This window comes from Kitasatospora sp. MBT66, from assembly GCF_000710405.2.
GTDB classification, from domain to species: Bacteria; Actinomycetota; Actinomycetes; order Streptomycetales; family Streptomycetaceae; genus Kitasatospora; species Kitasatospora purpeofusca.
Map to the genome: position 1 here is coordinate 232205 of NZ_JAIY01000004.1, position 18345 is coordinate 250549.

General features: G+C 73.8%; 10 protein-coding genes. 4 read left to right on the forward strand and 6 right to left on the reverse strand.

Annotation, left to right across the window (positions count from 1 at the left end):
* A partial coding sequence (locus BI06_RS07810; RefSeq protein WP_199523257.1) for a lysylphosphatidylglycerol synthase transmembrane domain-containing protein occupies positions 1 to 1070 on the forward strand: 1070 nt, incomplete at its 5' end.
* 24 nt (positions 1071 to 1094) lie between these two features.
* Here BI06_RS07810 and BI06_RS07815 read toward each other — a convergent pair.
* On the reverse strand, positions 1095 to 1286 hold the full coding sequence (locus BI06_RS07815) for a hypothetical protein (RefSeq protein ID WP_030393621.1): 192 nt from the start codon (positions 1284 to 1286) through the stop codon (positions 1095 to 1097).
* A gap of 211 nt (positions 1287 to 1497) precedes the next feature.
* Between BI06_RS07815 and BI06_RS07820 the strand changes: the two genes are divergently transcribed.
* From BI06_RS07820 to BI06_RS07830, 3 genes are all read left to right on the forward strand, one after another.
* Positions 1498 to 1965 carry a carboxymuconolactone decarboxylase family protein gene (locus BI06_RS07820; RefSeq protein ID WP_043466669.1) on the forward strand — a complete coding sequence of 156 codons (468 nt, stop codon included), beginning with the start codon at positions 1498 to 1500 and terminating at the stop codon, positions 1963 to 1965.
* A 118-nt stretch (positions 1966 to 2083) separates the two neighbouring features.
* Complete coding sequence (locus tag BI06_RS07825) at positions 2084 to 2728, forward strand: class I SAM-dependent methyltransferase (RefSeq protein ID WP_043466671.1); 645 nt, start codon at positions 2084 to 2086, stop codon at positions 2726 to 2728.
* Complete coding sequence (locus BI06_RS07830) at positions 2725 to 3306, forward strand: TrmH family RNA methyltransferase (protein WP_030393624.1); 582 nt, start codon at positions 2725 to 2727, stop codon at positions 3304 to 3306. The genes BI06_RS07825 and BI06_RS07830 overlap by 4 nt, the downstream gene beginning before the upstream one ends.
* A gap of 97 nt (positions 3307 to 3403) precedes the next feature.
* Here BI06_RS07830 and BI06_RS07835 read toward each other — a convergent pair whose 3' ends face one another.
* From BI06_RS07835 to BI06_RS07855, 5 genes are all read right to left on the reverse strand, one after another.
* Positions 3404 to 4462 carry an NADP-dependent oxidoreductase gene (locus tag BI06_RS07835; protein ID WP_043466673.1) on the reverse strand — a complete coding sequence of 353 codons (1059 nt, stop codon included), beginning with the start codon at positions 4460 to 4462 and terminating at the stop codon, positions 3404 to 3406.
* On the reverse strand, positions 4459 to 6276 hold the full coding sequence (locus tag BI06_RS07840) for an NAD(P)/FAD-dependent oxidoreductase (RefSeq protein WP_043466676.1): 1818 nt from the start codon (positions 6274 to 6276) through the stop codon (positions 4459 to 4461). The genes BI06_RS07835 and BI06_RS07840 overlap by 4 nt, the downstream gene beginning before the upstream one ends.
* Positions 6277 to 6362: 86 nt before the next feature.
* Entirely contained in the window at positions 6363 to 7553 is a 1191-nt protein-coding gene (locus BI06_RS07845) for a cytochrome P450 (protein WP_043466678.1), read from the reverse strand.
* Positions 7554 to 7611: 58 nt separating this feature from the next.
* Positions 7612 to 17172 carry a non-ribosomal peptide synthetase/type I polyketide synthase gene (locus BI06_RS07850; RefSeq protein WP_082558362.1) on the reverse strand — a complete coding sequence of 3187 codons (9561 nt, stop codon included), beginning with the start codon at positions 17170 to 17172 and terminating at the stop codon, positions 7612 to 7614.
* Positions 17173 to 17419: 247 nt separating this feature from the next.
* The gene (locus BI06_RS07855; protein ID WP_082558363.1) at positions 17420 to 18298 is read right to left on the reverse strand and encodes a sterol desaturase family protein; all 879 of its coding nucleotides are present in this window, start codon (positions 18296 to 18298) and stop codon (positions 17420 to 17422) included.
* Positions 18299 to 18345 lie beyond the last annotated feature (47 nt).

The following is an 18345-nucleotide window of genomic DNA, read 5'->3' on the forward strand; positions in this document are numbered from 1 at the left end:
TCGACCCCGCGCCCGTCGACCCCGCGCCTGCCGACCACGCGCCCGCCGCGGGACCCGCCCCCGATCTGCTGGACGGCATCCGCGCCGAGGTGCTCCGCAGCCGCCCGCAGGCGCCCGTCCGGCCGGTCCGGCTGGAACGGCTGCGCCCCCGCACCCTGCTCGCCGTCGTCGGCGGCCTGGCGGCCGGGTGGCTGCTGGTGCCGCAGCTGTTCGCCACCGAGCAGAACCCGATCGCGGCCCTCGCCGACGCCGACCCGTTCTGGCTCGCCCTCGCCGTGCTGGCCGCGGCGGCCGGCCATGTCGCGGGGGCGATGGGCTTCGTCGGCTTCGTCCCCGAACGGCTGGACTTCCGCAACGCCGTACTCGCCCAGGTGGCCGGGTCCTTCGTCAAGCTGGTCTCCCCCGGCGGGGTCGGCGGCGTCGCGCTGAACACCCGCTTCCTCCAGCGGGCCGGCATCCCGACCGCGCAGGCCCTGTCCAGCGTCGGCGTGGGCCAGCTGCTCGGCCTGGCCCTGCACCTGCTCCAGCTCGGCGCGTTCGTCTACCTGACCGGGGTCGAGCCCGGCGGCTCCGACCTGGACGCCCTACCGGCCGTGGTCGGCGGCCTCGCGGTGGCGGGCGTCCTGCTGGCCGCGGTGTCCTCGGTGCCGCCGGCCCGGCGCTGGCTGGCCGCCCGGCTGCGCCCGCTGACCGCCGAGGTGCTGCCCCGGCTGGTGGAGCTGCTGCGCAACCCGGGGCGGCTGGCGGTCGGCTTCACCGGGCAGTTGCTGGTGTCGCTGACCCTGATCGCCTGTCTGTACTGCTGCGCCCGGGCGGTCGGGCAGGATCCGTCCTTCGCCTCGGTCGGGGTGGTGTTCCTGGTCGGCAACGCGGCCGGGAACGCGGCCCCGACCCCCGGCGGGGCGGGCTTCGTGGACAGCGCGCTGGTGGGACTGCTGGAACGGGCCCCCTCGATGGGGGTGGGCGGCGCGATGGCCGCCGTCGTGCTCTTCCGGCTGCTCACCTTCGTCCTGCCGGTGCTCCCCGGCTGGGCGGCGTTCACCTGGCTCCAGCGCCGCAGGGCGCTCTAGGGCCCGGCGAGGGGTCCCGGCCGGCTACTCCCGGTACTCGTCCTCGTCCAGCGGGACGGTCCGGCTCTGCTCGGCGACGTCCGCGACCTCGGTGGCCGGGTCCGCGCCCAGTGCGCGGCGCTCGGCCAGCTCGTCGTACTCGTCCTCCGCCGCCTCGTTCTCCGCCTCCACGGCCTCGGCGACCTCGTCCAGGTAGTCCTCGTGGTTCTGCGGCATGGTGTCCGTCCTCGTTCCTCGAAGGTTCCTCGGAGGCTTCCCCCGGCCCGTGGGTCCCGCTCGCTGGGGTACTCGCAGTATCCGTCGGCCACCGGCCCGGCGCGACGCGCCACCGGCCCCCCGGCGTGTTGCCCGCCCGGGGAATTGACCCGGGAAAACCGGCCCGGAATGCACCCCGCCCGGGGTGCACCCCGTTCCTAGGCTCGTACCCATGACGAACACCACCACGCACCGGACCACCGCCCGCCTCGACTTCGCCCGCACCACCCCCAAGGTGTTCCGGGCGATGATCGCCCTGGACGCCGCCGCCCGCGCGGGCCTCGACCCAGCGCTGGTCGAGCTGGTGCAGGTCCGCTCCTCCCAGCTCAACGGCTGCGCCTACTGCCTGGACATGCACGTCAAGGACGCCCGCAAGGCCGGCGAGAGCGACGAGCGGATCTATCTGCTCCCGGTCTGGCGCGAGGCCCCGGAGGAGGTCTACAGCGAGCGCGAACGGGCCGCCCTCGCGCTGGCCGAGGAAATCACCCGCATCGGCGACGGCGTCTCCGACGCGGTGTACCAGCGGGCCGCCGAGCTCTTCCCCGAGCCGGAGCTGGCGCAGCTGATCTCGCTCTGCTTCACCATCAACGCCTGGAACCGGATCAACGTCGCCACCCGCAAGACCCCCGGGACGCCCTGACCCCCGCCGCGCGGGACACGGGCCCCGCCGGGCACCGGGGTACGATCGGAGCCGTACCAGCAGGGCTTACCCACACCTCCCGGTGGCCCCGAGGCCCTTACGAACGACGGGGAAACGCATGTCCGGCTCGCACTACTTCTCCGGTGCACCCGAGGTCGCCAGCGAGCGCCGGCCGATCACGGTCACCCTGCCGGACCTCACCCTGGAGCTCAGCACCGACGCGGGCGTCTTCTCCCGCAGCCGGTTGGACCCGGGCACCCGGATCCTGCTGGAGCAGGCGCCGCCGCCCCGGGTGCGCGGCCCGATCCTGGACATCGGCTGCGGCTACGGCCCGATCGCGCTGACCTGGGCGAGCCGCCGCAAGCGGCTCCCGGTCTGGGCGGTGGACGTCAACGGCCGCGCCCTGGACCTGGTCCGGGACAACGCGGAGTCGCTGGGCCTGGGCAATGTGCACGCCGCGCTGCCGGAGGAGGTCCCGGCCGAACTGCGGTTCGCGGCGATCTACTCCAACCCGCCGATCCGGATCGGCAAGGCGGCGCTGCGGGGGCTGCTGGAGCAGTGGCTGGACCGGCTCACCCCGGACGGCTCGGCCTTCCTGGTGGTGCAGAAGCACCTCGGCTCGGACTCGCTGCAGAAGTGGCTGAACGAGCACGGCTGGCCGACCACCCGGCTGACCTCGGTCAACGGGTTCCGGATTCTGGAAGCGCGGCCCCGCCCGACGGCGGGCGAGGGCCCCGAGAGTGGACGAGGGACGACGTCGTGAAGCAGCTCCGCGGGACCGAACTGAAGCGGCTGCACCGCTCCTGGCGGCGTGGCAACGAGTTCCGGCTCGCGATGATCCTGGAGAACCTCCAGTCGCCGTTCAACGTCGGCTCGGTGGTCCGGACCGGCGCCGCGATGGGCGCGGAGAAGCTCTACCTCACCGGTGACACCCCGTCGGTGCGCTCCTCCGGCGCGCAGAAGGCCGCGATGGGCACCGACAAGTACCTGAAGGTGGAGCACTTCCCCACCGTCGCCGAGGCGGTGGCCGCGGCGAAGGCCGACGGCTTCAAGGTGGTCGGCCTCGAACTGGCCGACGAGGCGGTGCCGATGTTCGCCGCCGAGCTGACCCCGGCCGTCGCCTTCGTGCTGGGCCACGAGGACCGCGGCATCACGGCGGACGCGCTCGCCCTCTGCGACCAGGTGGTGTTCGTGCCCCAGCTGGGCCGGGTCGGCTCGCTGAACGTCTCCGCCGCCGCCACGGTGGCCTGCTACGAGGCGCGCCGCCAGGGGTACGCGATCAGCGGCACCCCGGACGGCTCGGACGCCGGCGGCTTCGACATCGACCTCGACGACGAGTGATCCGCCGCCGGCGGGAGGGCACCCCTCCCGCCGGCGGACCGGCTCGGATCCCGGGAGTCCCGGCGGGTCCCGGGAGTCCCGGCGGGCCCCGGCCGGGTCAGACCTCGACCAGCACCTTGCCCCGGTTGTGCTCGCGGTCCAGGTAGAGGCTGCGGTAGGCCGCCGGGATCTCGTCGAAGCCCTTGTGCACGGTCTGGTGGTAGCGGATCTCCCCGTCCCGGACCAGCCCGCCCAGCTCCTGGTGCATCTGCGCCAACAGCGGCTCGGTGAACCACTCCTGGGCGAAGATGCCGCGGATCGTGGTGCGCGGGAACATGATGTACGGCAGCAGCCTCGGCCCGGTCAGCTCACCGTTCACCGTGGTCGCCCACTGCCAGCAGACCGCCACCCGGCTGTCCACGTTCAGCATCGTGAACACCGCATCGGTGACCGTGCCGCCCAGATTGTCGAAGTACCGGTCGACGCCGTCCGGCGCCGCCAGCAGCAGCGCCTGCCGGGCCTTCTCCGCGTCGTCGCCCTGGGTGTAGAGCACCACCTCGTCGAAGCCCAGCTCGCGCAGGTACTCGGCCTTGCCCGGCGAACCGGTGGTGCCGACCACCCGGCCGGCCCCGGCCCGCTTCGCCAACTGGCCCACCAGGGTGCCGATCGAGCCGGAGGCGCCGCTGACCACCACGGTGTCGCCGGGCCGGACCTCCAGGAAGCGGGTGAGCGTGCCCCAGGCCGTCATCCCGGGCGCGCCCATGATGCCGAGCGCCGTGGAGACCGGCAGCCGCTCGCCGTACCAGGACGGGTCGAGCCGGCGGTAGGCCGGGAACACCATCGGGAAGATGCCGGTCGTCCACAGCTCCTCGGCGCCGTTGTGGACGACGTGGGTGCGCCAGCCGCCGAAGCCCTGCACCAGGTCGCCGACCGCGAACGCCGCCGCCGGACCGGCCTCGACCACCTCCATGATCGAGTCGGCGCCCATGTGGTGGCCGATCGGCGTCTCCAGCGCCAGGCCGTTCTGGTACGGGTCCACCGAGACGTACCTGGTCCGGAAGAGCATCTCGTCCGGCCGCAGGTCGATCCGGACGTCCTCCACGACCTTCTCGTAGACCCGGTTGACGTCGGGCACACCGTCCAGGTGCTCCCGGACCACCCACTTCTCGATCCTCATGCCAGGGCTCCCGTCTGCACGTTCTCGCTGTCCTCGCTGTTCTCGTCGCTCTTGCCGCCCTTGCCGCTCGCGGCCTTGCTCGCGGCCTTGCTCGCAGGCTTGCTCGCGGGCGGCACCGTCCGCCGGCCCGGCTCCGCGGGCCGCCCCACCGGGATCACCAGGTGGGTCGGCATCGGGGCGCTCGGGTCGATCCCGGCGGTGAACTCGATCCCGTCGTCCCGGCAGACGAACTGCATGACGTGCCGTCCGGCGGCAGCCGCCCGGATCAGCCCGCCGATGGTCGCCCAGACCCCGGAGAGGTAGAAGTTCGACAGCCCGGGCAGCACCGGGCCGCTCTTCTTGATCTCCTCCTCCACCGTCTCGGCGCCCTCCACGAAGGGGTTCCAGCCGGGGAAGGTGCCGTCGTAGACGCCCGTGTAGCGGACCTGGGTCAGCGGGGTGGACACGTCGGCGACGGCCACCGCGTCCTTGAAGCCCGGGTAGCGCTCGTCCAGGAAGCCGACGATGCCGTTGCGGACCCGCCGTTTGGCCGCCATGTACTCCCGGCCGTGCTTGACCGGCAGGGTGTGCAGCTCCTCGCCGCGCCGCACCCGGGAGGACTGCTCGGGGCCCTCGTGCAGCGCCCGCCAGGGGGCGATGTCGGAGAAGTACGTCGCGAACACCACGGTGGAGTTCTCCGGCGCCAGCTCCGGGTAGTGCCGGGTGCGGAACTGCACGTTCACCGAGGGGCAGCGGATCCCGGTCAGCTCCGCCGTCTCCCGCTCGCCCAGCAGGTGGGTGGTGCACGGGTCGCCCTCGGGGAACGGCTTGCGCAGCCCCAGGAAGAGCGACACGTACCCGGGCGACAGCTGGCCCGGCTCGTCGATCAGCGAGGTGTAGAGCCGCCGGTAGGTGTCGTTGAGGTACTGGCCCTTGAGCAGCTTCATCACGGTGGTGTGGCCGTCGGCGGCGGACACCACGATGTCGGCGCGGAACTCCCGGCCGTCGCTGAGCCGCACACCCACCGCGCGGTCCCGCTCGACCAGGATCTCCTCGACCTTGGCGTTGTAGGTGATCTCGCCGCCGAGACCGAGGTAGCGCTCCTCGATCGACCGGGCCAGCGCGAGCGAACCGCCCTCCGGCACCCCGGCGGCGTGGTTGGCGTGCGAGGCGAGCTGGAAGTAGAACGGCAGCACCGGGAAGGCCGGGTGCTTCTCGTAGAGGATGAAGTTGAACGCCTCGCGCAGCAGCGGGTCGCGGAACCGCTGCGAGAAGTCCGTCATCAGCAGCGTGATCGACTTGCGGATGGTGTTGAAGTGGGGGACGAAGGAGGCCAGCATCCGCCAGCGCTCCAGCCGGCCCATCAGCCCGACCGGCTTGAGGAACGGATAGGCCGCGAGCGCCTTGCGGAAGGTGCGGATCCCGGCGCAGAACTCGCGGATCGGGGCGGCGTCGGCCGGCGAGAGGCCGAGCAGGTGCGCCTCCAGCCGGTCCGGATCGGAGTAGAAGCGGACCTCCCGGCCGTCCCGGCCCCGGACGATGTTGAAGACGTCGAAGTGCCGCATCTCCTTGCCCTGGAGCGCGCCCAGTTCGAGCCAGATCTGGTACATCTCGTTGCCCGGGCCGTTGCCGAGCAGCCAGCTGATGCACCAGTCGAAGGTGAAGTCGCTGCGGTCCCAGCCGGTGCAGGAGCCGCCGGGGATCTCGTGCATCTCGAAGATCCTGGTGCGGTAGCCGTTCATCCGGGCGTAGCACCCGGTGGACAGTCCGCCGAGACCGCCGCCGATGACGATCATCGACTCCCGCCGGGGTGCGGTGTCTTTCTGCCGTGCCATCTCTGGCCTTCCTCGTGGTCCTTGCCTTGCCTGGTGGTGCCTGGCGGTGCCTGGCGGTGGCCCGGTCGGGCCGCCCGCGACGGCGGTCACCAGGCGATCGGGAGCGCCTGCAGACCGTTCACCATCGAGGCCTCCTTCCAGCGCAGTTCGCGCTCGGGGACGGCCAGCCGCAGGCCGGGCAGGCGGGTCAGCACCCGCTCGATCGCCACCTGCAGCTCCAGCCGGGCCAGGTGCGCGCCGATGCAGTAGTGCACGCCGTGGCCGAAGCCGATGTGCGGGTTGCCCGGCCGGTCGAGGACCAGCCGCTCCGGCTCCTCGAACACCTCCGGGTCCCGGTTGGCGGCGGCGGTCGCGATCATCACCGCCTCGCCGGCCCGGATCACCACCCCGCCCAGCTCGACGTCCGCGGTGGCGTACCGGGGCAGGCTGAAGCCGGTGAGCAGCGGCACGTACCGCATCAGCTCCTCGACCGCCCTGGGGATCAGCTCGGGCCGCTCCCGCAGCCGTGCCGACTCCTCGGGGTTGACCAGCAGCTGGTGGAAGAAGTTGCCGATCTGGTTGGTGGTGGAGACGAAGCCGGCGATCAGCAGGTCGCAGGCGATGGAGAGGAGCTCCTCCTCGCCGATCAGCCGCTGCTCGCGGCAGGCCCGGACCAGCGTGGTGAGGAGGTCCTCGCCGGGCTCGCGGCCGCGCAGCTCCAGCACCCCGGCCATGTAGTCGATGAACGCCCGCCCCTCGACCGCGAGCACCTCGCCCGGGGTGACGGCGGAGAGCACCGTCTCCGCCCACTCCCAGAGCATCCGGTGGTTCTCGGCGGGGATGCCGAGCACCTCGCAGATGATGGTGGTCGGCATCGGGATCGCGAAGTCCTCGACCAGGTCGGCCGGGGCGCCCGCGGCGAGCATGCCGTCGAGCAGCTCGTCGGCCAGCTCCGCGGCCCGGATCCGCAGCCGCTCCACCCGGCGGGCGCTGAACTCCTTGGCCACCAGCGAGCGCAGCCGGGTGTGCTCGGGCGGTTCGGTGGAGAACAGGCCGGCGCCGGTGCGGGACACCGGGCGCATCCGGGGCTGGTCCTCGCCCATCGCGGCGGCCAGGCTGAACCTCGGGTCGGCGAGCACCGCCCGGACGTCCTCGTACCGGGTGGCCAGCCAGGCGCCGTCGCCGTACGGCATCCGGATCCGGACCAGCGGCTGGTCCCGCAACTCGGCGTAGCGGGGGTCGAGTTCGAGGCCGTTGGGCTCGAACGGGTAGGTCAGCGGCGGGTGCTGCCGGAGCATGGTCGCTTCCGTCTCTCGTGCGGGGGCGGGCAGGCTCGGGGCCCGCCCGGGGGCCGTCTCAGGACGCATGGGTGGCGGCTCCGGTGAGGATCGACCGGGCGAGCCCGGCGTTGTGGGCGATGAACTCGCGGTCGAGCATCTCGGCGTGGGTGCCGAAGCCCTTGAAGACCGCCGTCCGGGTGGCCGAGCTGCCGTGCCAGGCGCCGTCCCGGCCGGCCTCGTACAGCGCGACCTTCTCGTCGTCGGAGATCACGCTGAGCGCGGCGGCGACCACCCCGTGGTTGGGGGTGCGGCTGCAGAACCGCAGGTAGTCCCGGGCCTGTTCGCGGGTCTCCCGGGCGACGGCGGCGGAGCCGGTGTGCCGGTGCAGGTGCTCGGCGAGCTCGGTCTCGAAGGCCTGGAGGTGCTCGTCGGCGAGGTCGAAGGACTCCGGGATCCGGTGCGAGTCCATGATCACCACATTGGGCACCGCGCGGCCGCGCCGCTCCAGCTCCTTGGCGACCTCGAAGGCGAGGTTGCCGCCGAGCGAGTAGCCCAGCAACGCGCACGGGCCCTCCGGCTGGAGCGCCTCGACCAGGTCGGCGTACTGGTCGACCTTGTCGTCCCCGGACACGTAGTTGAAGGCGATCGTGCGGTACTCCGGCAGGTGCGCGGCGAACTGCCGGTACACCAGACCGTGGCCGCCGGCGGGCGGGAAGCAGAACAGCGTCTGCCGCTGCTCCTGGTTGAAGCCCAGGTAGGGCTGGGCGCCCTCGATCCGGCCGGTGATGATGTGCTCCACGGTCTTCGCCATCCCGTGCAGGGTGGTGACCTTGAACAGCTGGCTGACCGGGATGCTGATGTTGAACTCGGCCTGCAGCCCGTGGATCAGCTCGATCAGTCTGATCGAGGAGCCGCCCGACTCGAAGAAGTCGTGCTGGAGGCCGGGCTCCTCGATGCCGAGCAGGGTGCGCCAGTGCTCGGCCATCCGGACCTCGTAGAGGGTGACCGGCGGTTCGGCGGCCTCGGCGGCGTCCGTGCGGGGCTCGGGCAGCGCCGCCACGTCCACCTTGCCGTTGGCGGTGAGCGGCAGCGCGGGCAGTTCGGTGAAGTGGGTCGGGATCATGAAGGTCGGCAGCTGCCCGGCCAGGTGGCGGCGCAGCGCCCGGTGGTCGAAGGTCCGGCCGGGCGCCGGCACGCAGTACGCGCAGAGCACGTGCTCGCCGCCGCGGTCCGCCCGGACGGTGACCACCGCCCCGGCCAGCTCCGGCCATTCGGCCAGCCGGGTCTCGATCTCGCCCAGCTCGATCCGGTGGCCGCGCACCTTGATCTGGGAGTCGGCCCGGCCGAGCAGGTGCACCCCGCCGTCGGCGTCCCAGCGGGCGAGGTCCCCGGTGCGGTAGAGCCGGACCGGCTCGGTGCCGTCGGCGCCGCCGAGCGGCAGGGTGGCGAAGCGGCGCGCGGTCTGCTCCTCGTCTCCGAGGTAGCCGAGCGCCACGCCGGAGCCGCCGATCCACAGCTCGCCGGTCACCCCGGGCGGGACCGGCCGGCCCTGGGCGTCGAGCAGGTGGAAGGCGCTGTTCGGGAACGGCCGCCCGATCGGGACCATCCGGCTGGGCTCCAGGCCGTCCGTCGGCCCCTCGAAGTACGCGCTGTCGATGGTGGTCTCGGTGAGCCCGTAGGAGTTGACCAGCCTGGTCCGCGGGCCGCACAGGGCGCCCAGCCGCCGGTACTCCTCGACCTTCCAGACGTCCGAGCCGACCACCAGCAGCCGCATGAACGCCAGGTCCTGCCCGGTGCGTTCGCAGTGGTCCAGCACGGTGCGGACCACGGCCGGGACGAACTCCGCGGCGTCCACCCGCTCGGTGCGCATCACCTCGTACAGCCGGGCGGTGTTGAACAGCAGCTCCCGGCCGACCAGCACCAGGGTGCCGCCCGAGCACAGCGCGCGGACCACGTCGCCGGTGAAGACGTCGAAGGCGGGGCCGGCCATCTGGAGGTGGGTCCTGGCGTCGATGTCCAGGCGGTACTCGGACTGCCAGGCCCGGTACGCCGAGGCGAGGTTGCCGTGGGAGACCCGCACCGCCTTGGGGCGGCCGGTGGAGCCGGAGGTGTGGATGACGTAGGCCGGGTCGTCGAGGCCCACCGGCACGTCGGCGAAGCCCTCGCCGTCGGGGTCGTCGGCACCGGTGGTGCCGTCGGCACCGAGTTCGGCGGTGGTGACCAGCCGGGCCGGGAGTCCGCCGAGCCGCTCGCGGTCGTCGCCGACCAGCAGCCCGGCCCCGGTGTGGCCGACCAGGTACGCCAGCCGCTCCACCGGGTGGCCCGGATCCAGCGGCAGGTAGGCCGCGCCGGTGCGGAGCACCGCGAGCAGCGCCACGATCAGCTCCGGCGACTTCTCCAGGCAGAGCGCGACCACCGTGCCCGGTCCGGCGCCCAGCGCCCGCAGCCGCACGGCGGCCCGGCGGGAGCGCCCGGCCAGCTCGCCGTACGTCAGCCGGACGGTCGGGCCGGACTCGGCCGGCACCGCCACCGCGGGCGCCGCCGGGTCGGCCGCCGCCGCGCGCAGCACCAGCTCGTGGACCGGCTCGGCGAACGGCACCCGCCGGTCGGCGCCGCTCCACTCCCGGAGCACCACGGACCGCTCCCGCTCGCCGAGCAGCTCCAGCCCGGTGGCCGCCCGCTCCGGCCCCGCCGTGGTCAGCGCGTCGAGCAGATTGACGTAGTGGCGCGCCATCCGCGCCGTCGTCCCGGGCAGGAAGAGGTCGGTGTTGTACTTGAAGACGCAGTGGAAGCGGCGCTCCGCCTCGTCCTCGTAGGCGGACAGGGTGAGGTCGAACTGCCCCTCCTCCTCGGGGAGTTCGATGTACTCGAGGTGGTACCCGTACTTCTCGGTGGCCACCTTGTGGTGCAGCAGGATGAACATCGCCTGGAAGACCGCCGAGCGGCTCGGGTCGTGCTGCAGCCCGAGCTGCTCCACCAGCAGCACGAACGGGTACTCCTGGTGGTCCAGCCCGCCGAGCACGGTGGTCCGCACCCGCTCCAGCAGCTCGGCCACGGTCGGCCCGCCGGCCAGCGAGACGTGCAGCGGCAGCGGGTTGACGAAGTAGCCGTAGACGCCGGCGAACTCCTCGTCGGTGCGACCCGTCACCGGGCTGCCGACGATGATGTCCTCCTGGCCCGCGTAGGCGTGCAGCAGCAGGTAGTAGGCGCTGAGCAGCACCATGAAGACGGTGACGTTGTGCGCGCGGGCCAGCGCGTGGACCCGGGCGCTGAGCTCCTCGTCCAGGACGAAGAACTCGGAGGCGCCGTTGTGGGTCTGCACCGCCGGCCGGGGCTTGTCGGTCGGCAGGCTGAGCAGCGGCACCTCGGCCGGCAGGTGGGAGCGCCAGTACTCCAGCATCCTCGGCGCCTCGCGGCCGGCCAGGAAGGCGTTCTGCCGGTTGAGGAAGTCCAGGTAGCGGGCGGCGACCGGGGGCAGCTCGGGCACCCGGCCCCGGCGCAGCCCCTCGTAGACGGCCAGCAGCTCCTCGATGAAGGTGAAGGTGGAGATCGCGTCCGAGATGATGTGGTGGACGGCCTTCATGATCACCCAGCGGGCCGGGCCGCGCCGGAACAGCCGGAACCGCACCAGCGGGTCCCGCTCCAGGTCGTACGGTCGGCGGTACTCGCGGACGATCATCGCGTGGATGTCGTCCCAGGCCAGGTGCTCGACGTCGAAGACGTCGAAGTCCGGCTCCACCTCGGCGGAGATCCGCTGCACCGCCCGGCCGGCGTCGAGCGTGAAGTTCGCCCGCAGGCTCGGGTGGCGCTCGACCATCGCCCGGAAGGCCGCCGCCATCAGCTCGGGCTCCAGCTCCACCCGAACCTCGACCGCGCCGCCGATGTTGTAGGCGAAGCCGTCCGGGTTGAGCTGCTTGAGGAACCAGAGCGCCTTCTGGTTGTGCGTCAGCGGGTGCGCGGACTCGTCCTCGTAGCGCTCCACCCCCGCCGCCCCCGGACCGGCCGGCTCCTCGTCCAGCAGCTCGGTCAGCGACTCGTGCAGCCGGGCGACCAGCTCGGCCACCGGGGCGTTCCCGAGCAGCGCCACCACCGGGAGGGTGACCCCGAGTTCGCCGCTCAGCCGGGCGCGCAGCTCCATCGCCAGCAGCGAGTCCAGCCCGAGGCCGCCGAGACCGGCGGCCGGGTCGACCCGGTCGGCCGGCACCCGCAGCACGGTGGCGGCCAGCTCGGTGAACAGCTCGGTGAGCAGTGCCCGCCGCTCCTCCTCGCCGGCCGTCCGCAGGGTGTCCAGCAGCCCGGTCCGTTCGACGGCCGGCGTGGACTCCCGTGCGGCCGCGGCGAGTTCGGTCACCAGCGGCGGCGGGGCCGGGTACCAGGAGAGGAAGACCGGCCAGTCGACCACGGTGGCGACCAGCAGTTGGGCCCGGTCCTGGCCGAGCACCCGCTCCAGCACGGCCATACCGGTCTCCGGGGCGAGCGAGCTCATGCCCCGGCTGTGCCGGTAGTGGTCGATCAGGCCGAGCTCCTCGATCATCCCGGTGGCCCAGGGGCCCCAGTCCAGGCTGAGCGCGGGCAGGCCGAGCGCCCGGCGGTGATGGGCGAGGGCGTCCAGGAAGGCGTTGCCGGCGGCGTAGTTGGTCTGGCCGGCGGTGGTCAGCAGGGAGGCGATCGAGGCGAACAGCACGAAGTGGTCCAGCGGCTCCCCGGCCAGCTGCCGGTGCAGGGCGAGGGCGCCGAGCACCTTGGGGCCGTACACGGTGTCGAAGGCCGACCGGTCCAGCTCGCCGACCAGGGTGTCCCTGACCTGCCCGGCGAGGTGGAAGAAGCCCCGGACCGGCGGCCGGTCCAACCGCCGGTACTCGGCCAGCCAGGCGGCCAGCGCGGGCTCGTCGGTGACGTCCAGCGCGGCCGGGACGACCTCGGCCCCGAGCTCCTCCAGCTCGCGCAGGAAGGCCGCCCGCTGCCCGTCCCGGCTCTCCGGGTCGAGCGCGCGCCACGACTCGCGCGGCGGCGGCGTGCTGCGGCCGACCAGGATCAGCCGGCGGGCGCCGCGCTTCACCAGGGTGCGGCAGAGCAGTTGCCCGAGCGCCCCGAACGCCCCGGTCACCAGGTAGGCGCCGTCCGCCCGCAGCCGCGGCGCCAGCGGGCGGCTGAGCCCCTCGGCGGTCCGGAGCCGGCTGGTCAGCCGCCGGCCGCCGCGCAGCGCGATCTCGTCCTCGTCGGCCAGCGCGAACTCGCGCAGCAGCGCCTCGGCCTCGGCCTCCGCCTCGGCCTCCGCCTCGATGCCTGTGGCGGGGAGGTCGATCAGTTTGCCCTGGTGGGTGGGGAGCTCCTGGTGCCGCAGCACCCGGGTGATGCCCCAGGCCGGGGCGGCGAGCGGCTCCACGGCTTCGCCGGGGGCCACGGCCTGCGCGGCCCGGGTGATCACATGGAGCCGGCAGTCGGGGAGTTCGGCCGCCAGCAGGGCGGCGAGCGTGACCAGGCTGTAGGCGCCGGGGGCGGTGTGGCCGGCCGCGGTGGCGGGGTCGGCGGTGGCGAGCCCGGGGCGGTCGAGGTTCCACAGGTGGACCACGGCGGCCGGGTCGGGGGCGCCTCCGGCCCGCCGGTCGGCGAGCAGCCGGGCCAGGTCCGCGGCCGAGCCCGGCTCGACGGTGGCCGGGTGGCCGTCGGCGGCGGCCAGGTAGCCGGTGCCGGGGCGGACCCGCAGGCAGCTGCCGCCGCGGGCGGCGATCCGCTCGGCCAGGGCGTCCGCGACCCCGCCGCCGTCGGCGAACAGCAGCCAGTGGTCGGGGTGCTCGGCCAGCAGGTCCGGGGCGTCGCCGGCGGCCGGCAGCTCCGCCCAGGCCGGTTCGGCGAGCCAGCCGTCGATGGTGCCGAGGCCGACCGCGGTGGCGGCCCGTTCGACGTCGGCGGCCCGGAAGCCGGTGACCCCGCCGAGCGGGGCGCCCTGCTCCTCGTACACCGCGAGGTCGCCGAGGAGTTCGGCGCCGGCGCCCCGGGTGACGGTGGCGTGCACCCAGAGCGGGCGGTCGCCGACCGCGTCCAGCCGGACCTCCCCGATCGCCACCGGCAGCCGGATCCCCCGGGCGTCCGCCGGCCGGTCGGCCAGCAGCTGGGGCGTCAGCAGGGTCTGGAAGAAGGCGTCCATCACCACCGGGTGCACCTGGTGCCGCTCGCCCTGCCCGGCGACCGGGGCGGGCGGACGGATCCGGGCGAGTGCCTCGCCGGGGCCGATCCAGACCTCCTCGATGCCCTGGAAGGCGGGGCCGTAGTGGTAGCCGAGCGCGGCGAGTCCGGCGTAGCAGTCCGCCCCGGCGAGCCGGCGCAGCGCCCGCCCGCGGACCGCCTCCGCGTCCAGCGGCCGACCGGGCCGGCGACGCTGGCCGGGGCGGACGGTGCCGACGGCGTGCACGGTGCGCTCGCGGCCCTCGCCGGTGGCGACGGTGAAGGTGCCCTGCTCGGCGCAGAGGGTGAGCCGGACGGCGCGGCTCTCGTCGTCCGGCAGCAGCAGCGCCTTGCGCAGCTCGATGTCGGCCAGGGCGGCGTCCGTCCCGCCGGTGAGGGCGCGGACCGCCTGGACGGCCATCTCCAGATAGCCCGCGGCCGGGAACACCACGTCCCCCTGGATCCGGTGGTCCTCCAGGTAGGGCAGGGCCTCGGCGTCGAGCCGGGCCTCCCAGGCCGGTTCGGCGCCGGGCAGCCGGCGGCCGAGCAGCGGGTGGTCGACCAGCCCCTGCCGGACCTCGGCGACCGCCCTCGGCTCGACCCAGTGCCGGTCGCGCCGGAACGGGTAGCGGGGCAGCGGGACGATCCGCCCGGCGGGCTGGAGCACCGACCAGTCGACCTCGACACCGAGGTTGTGGAGCGCGGCCAGCGAGGCGGTGAAGGTGGCCTGTTCGTCCTCCTGGCGGCGGATCGAGGGCAGGGTCCGCGGCTCGGGCCGGTCGGCCGTGCCGGGGTGGGCCTCCACGGTCTCCTGGATCGAGCGGCCGAGCACCGGGTGCGGGCCGATCTCCAGGAACAGGCCGTAGCCGTCGTCGGCGAGCCGCTCCACGGCCTGCCGGAAGCGGACGCTGTCGCGGACGTTGTGCCACCAGTACCCGGCGTCCAGCTCGGTGCCGCGCGCGGTGCCCTCGCGGCCGGTGAGGTAGAGCGGGGTCTGCGCCGGGCGGGCCTTGATGTCGGCGAGCGACTCCAGCAGCTCGTCCTTGATCAGGTCCATCCGGGCGCTGTGGTACGGGACTTCGACGGTCAGCGGACGGGCGAAGACCTGCTCGGCGGTGAGCGCGGCGGCCAGTTCGGCGAGGGCCGGGGCGTCCCCGGCGAGGGTGAGCGCGGTGGGGCTGTTCACGGCGGCGACCGAGACCGCGCCCCCGTACGGGCGGATCCGGCGCAGCGCCTCGGCCTCGGTGAGCGAGACCGCGAGCATGCCGCCGGTGCCGGCCAGCTCCTGCTGCAGCCGGCTGCGGTGGAACACCACCTTGACCGCGTCGGCGAGGTCGTAGACCCCGGCCTCGTAGAAGGCGGCGACCTCACCGGTGGAGTGGCCGACGATCGCGTCCGGCCGCACGCCACGGCTGCGCCAGAGCGCGGCCAGGCCGGTCTGGACGGCGAAGTTGGCGGGCTGGGCGAGCCAGGTCTCGGCCATCCGGGAGTCCGCCTCGTCGGCGGTGAGCTCGTCGATCAGGGACCAGCCGGCCAGCTCGGCGAGGTGCTCGGCGCAGGACTCGACGGCCTCCCGGTAGACCGGTTCGGTGGCGAGCAGGCGGCGGCCCATCGCCCACCACTGCGGGCCCATCCCGGTGAAGACCCAGGCGAGCCGGCGGTGCCGGGCCTCGCGGCGGTGGCCGGTGAGGACCCGGGGGTGCGGTTCGCCGCGCAGATGGGCGGTGAGCGCCTCGTCGAGCGAGGCGCGGGCGGCGTGCTCGCGGGCGTCGTAGACCACCGAGAGCCGGGCGTCGTGGTGCTGGCGGCGGTGGGCGAGGGTGTGGCCGAGGTCGGCCGGGCGGGCCGGGCTGCCGCCGCGGACGCCGGCCAGTTCGGCCTGGACACCGGCGGCCAGTTCGGGCAGGGCGGCGGCCTCCCTGGCGGTCAGCGGCAGCACCGTCCAGCGCGGGCGCCCGGCGGCCGGTCCGTGCTCGGTGCCCCCGGCAGCGGCGGTGGCATCGTCGGCGGCGGTGGCATTGTCGGCGGCGCCGGCCAGCGCGGGTACGGACACCGGTGACGGCTCCGGTGACGGCTCCGGTGACGGCTCCGGCGCGGCCTCCAGCAGGACGTGGGCGTTGGTGCCGCCGAAGCCGAAGGAGTTCACCCCGGCCCGGGCCGGGCCCTCGTGCTCCGGCCAGGGGGTGACCTCGGTGGGGATCTCGTACGGCAGGGCGGCCGGGTCGATCGCCGGGTTGAGCCGCTCCAGGTTGATGTGCGGCGGCACGGTCCGGTGCTTGAGGGCGAGCGCGGACTTGATCAGCCCCGCCAGCCCGGAGGCCGACTCGGTGTGCCCGATGTTGGTCTTGACCGAGCCGACGTAGCACTTGTCGCCGGGACGGCGCCCGACGGCGAGGGCCCGGGCCAGGGCGCCCGCCTCGATCGGGTCGCCGACCGGGGTCGAGGTGCCGTGCGCCTCGACGTACTGGAGGCTGCCGGGGACGATCCCGGCCTCGGCGCAGACCCGCTCGATCAGGGTGACCTGGGCGTCCGGGTTGGGCACGGTGATGCCGTTGGTGCGGCCGTCCTGGTTGACGCCGCTGCCGATGACCACGGCGTGGACCGGGTCGCCGTCGCGCAGCGCGTCGGAGAGCCGCTTGAGCGCGACCACCGCGACGCCCTCGGCCCGGACGTAGCCGTCGGCCGACGCGTCGAAGGTGCGGGAGCGGCCCTGCAGGGAGAGGAAGCCGCCCTTGGTCTCCGCGATCGTGTACTGCGGGGCGATGTGCAGCAGGGTGCCGCCGGCCAGGGCGAGGTCGGTCTCGCCGCGCTGCAGGCTCTGCACGGCGAGGTGGACGGCGACCAGGGAGGAGGAGCAGGCGGTGTCGAGGGAGACGCTGGGGCCGCGGAAGTCGAAGCAGTGCGAGATGCGGTTCGACACCATCGTCATCATGGTGCCGGTGCCGGTGTGCGCGGCGAGGGTGTCGAAGGAGAGGTCCGAGAACTGGACGATCTTGTAGTCCAGGGTGAACGCGCCGACGTAGACGCCGACCTCACGGCCCGCCAGTTCGGCCGGCTTCTGCCCCCCGTCCTCCAGCGCCTCCCAGGCCACCTCCAGCAGTTTCCGCTGCTGCGGGTCCATGTGGTCGGCCTCGCGGCCGCTGATGCCGAAGAACGCCGGGTCGAACTCGTCGAAGCCGTCGATATAGCCGCCGCGGCCGCCGACCAGCCGGCCGGGCTTGGCCTTTTCCCGGCTGCCGAGGGTGGCGACGTCGTAGCGGCTGCGCGGGGTCGGGGTGATGCAGTCCTTGCCGTCGAGGAGGTTCTGCCAGTAGGTGCGGTGGTCGCTGGCCCCGCCTGGCAGGCGGCAGCCGATCCCGATGATCGCGATCTTCTCCCGACCGGCGCCCGGCGCGGCGGACGGGCCGCCGGGGACGGGGCGTTCGGAGGGTTCGGGGAGGTCCGGGGAGGTGACGAAGCGGGAATCCGTCATACGAGTCGAGTCCTTGGGTCGCTGCGTTCGCGCGCGCTGGCGGGCTGCGGGAGCGCCGCGCGCGCCGGGGGACAGCGGCCGCGCGCCGGGTTCCGGGCAGGCCGGAAGCCGGGTCGGCCGAAGGGGCGAGCCGGTCGGGAGGAGCGGGGGGGACGGGCCGGTGGGACAGGGCTGGGGCGGGACGGCGGGGCAGAGCATGGACGGGACGGCGGGGACGGGACGGCGGGGACGGGACGGCGGGCGCGGCTCAGGTGGTGCCGGTCGGGGAGCGCTCGGCCCGGGCGGGGCGGTGCCAGGCCTGGAGGTGGCTGGCGACCACCCGGCCGGTGGCCGGGAAGTCGGCCGGATTCGCCAGCCCCACCGCGAGCGGCCGGCGGCCGGGCCGCCAGGTGAAGCTGCCGAACACGTGGTCCCACACCGACAGGTCGGAGCCGTAGTGCCCGGCCTCCGCCAGATCGGTGCTGTGGTGCAGGCGGTGCTGCTCGGGACCGGCGAGCACATAATTGAGCGGGCCGATCCGGACGTCGATGTTGGCGTGCACGAAGTAGCCCTGGGCGACGACGAACAGGCCGACCACGAACACCGTCGGCGCCGAGAACCCGGCCGCGGCCAGCGCCAGCTGGACGGCGCCCTGGGTGAGCAGCACGTCCAACAGGTGGTTCACCCCGTTGTTGCCGACGTTCACCTTGTCGGGCACGTGGTGGACGCCGTGCAGCCGCCAGAGCCGCGGACTGGTGTGGCACCAGCGGTGGACCAGGTAGTTGGCCAGCGATCCGAGCAGCAGGGCGGCCGGGATCTCCACCCACGGCGGCAGCGCCGACCGGGGCGGGGCCAACCAGCCGACGAGGGCGGCCACGGGCACCTGGGAGAGTGCCCCGCCGATCATCGTCAGCAGGAAGTAGACGCCGTACCAGCCCCACTCGCGCACGCTCGGAGACCATTCCGGTTCGTACGGAATCAAACGTTCGAGCAGGGACATGAAAGCGATCACGCCGAGCAGGAACAGCTGGTTCACCCGGTCGAGGTCCCAGCGCAGACGCAGGGCCGCGACGGCTATCCCCACCAGGGTGACCAGCAGGAACGGGTAGGCGACGTGGCGCAGCACGGTTCGAAGCCGCTCGCCCATGACGACCCCCTTCGCTGTCCGCGGTCGAACAGTCACCAAAAGTGTTC

Excerpts from the sequence above, each read along its gene's own strand:
- BI06_RS07815 (WP_030393621.1), bottom strand. The coding sequence starts at position 1,286 with ATGCCGCAGAACCACGAGGACTACCTGGACGAGGTCGCCGAGGCCGTG.
- BI06_RS07820 (WP_043466669.1), top strand. The coding sequence starts at position 1,498 with ATGACGAACACCACCACGCACCGGACCACCGCCCGCCTCGACTTCGCC.
- BI06_RS07825 (WP_043466671.1), top strand. The coding sequence starts at position 2,084 with ATGTCCGGCTCGCACTACTTCTCCGGTGCACCCGAGGTCGCCAGCGAG.
- BI06_RS07835 (WP_043466673.1), bottom strand. The coding sequence starts at position 4,462 with ATGAGGATCGAGAAGTGGGTGGTCCGGGAGCACCTGGACGGTGTGCCC.
- BI06_RS07840 (WP_043466676.1), bottom strand. The coding sequence starts at position 6,276 with ATGGCACGGCAGAAAGACACCGCACCCCGGCGGGAGTCGATGATCGTC.
- BI06_RS07845 (WP_043466678.1), bottom strand. The coding sequence starts at position 7,553 with ATGCTCCGGCAGCACCCGCCGCTGACCTACCCGTTCGAGCCCAACGGC.
- BI06_RS07850 (WP_082558362.1), bottom strand. The coding sequence starts at position 17,172 with ATGACGGATTCCCGCTTCGTCACCTCCCCGGACCTCCCCGAACCCTCC.
- BI06_RS07855 (WP_082558363.1), bottom strand. The coding sequence starts at position 18,298 with ATGGGCGAGCGGCTTCGAACCGTGCTGCGCCACGTCGCCTACCCGTTC.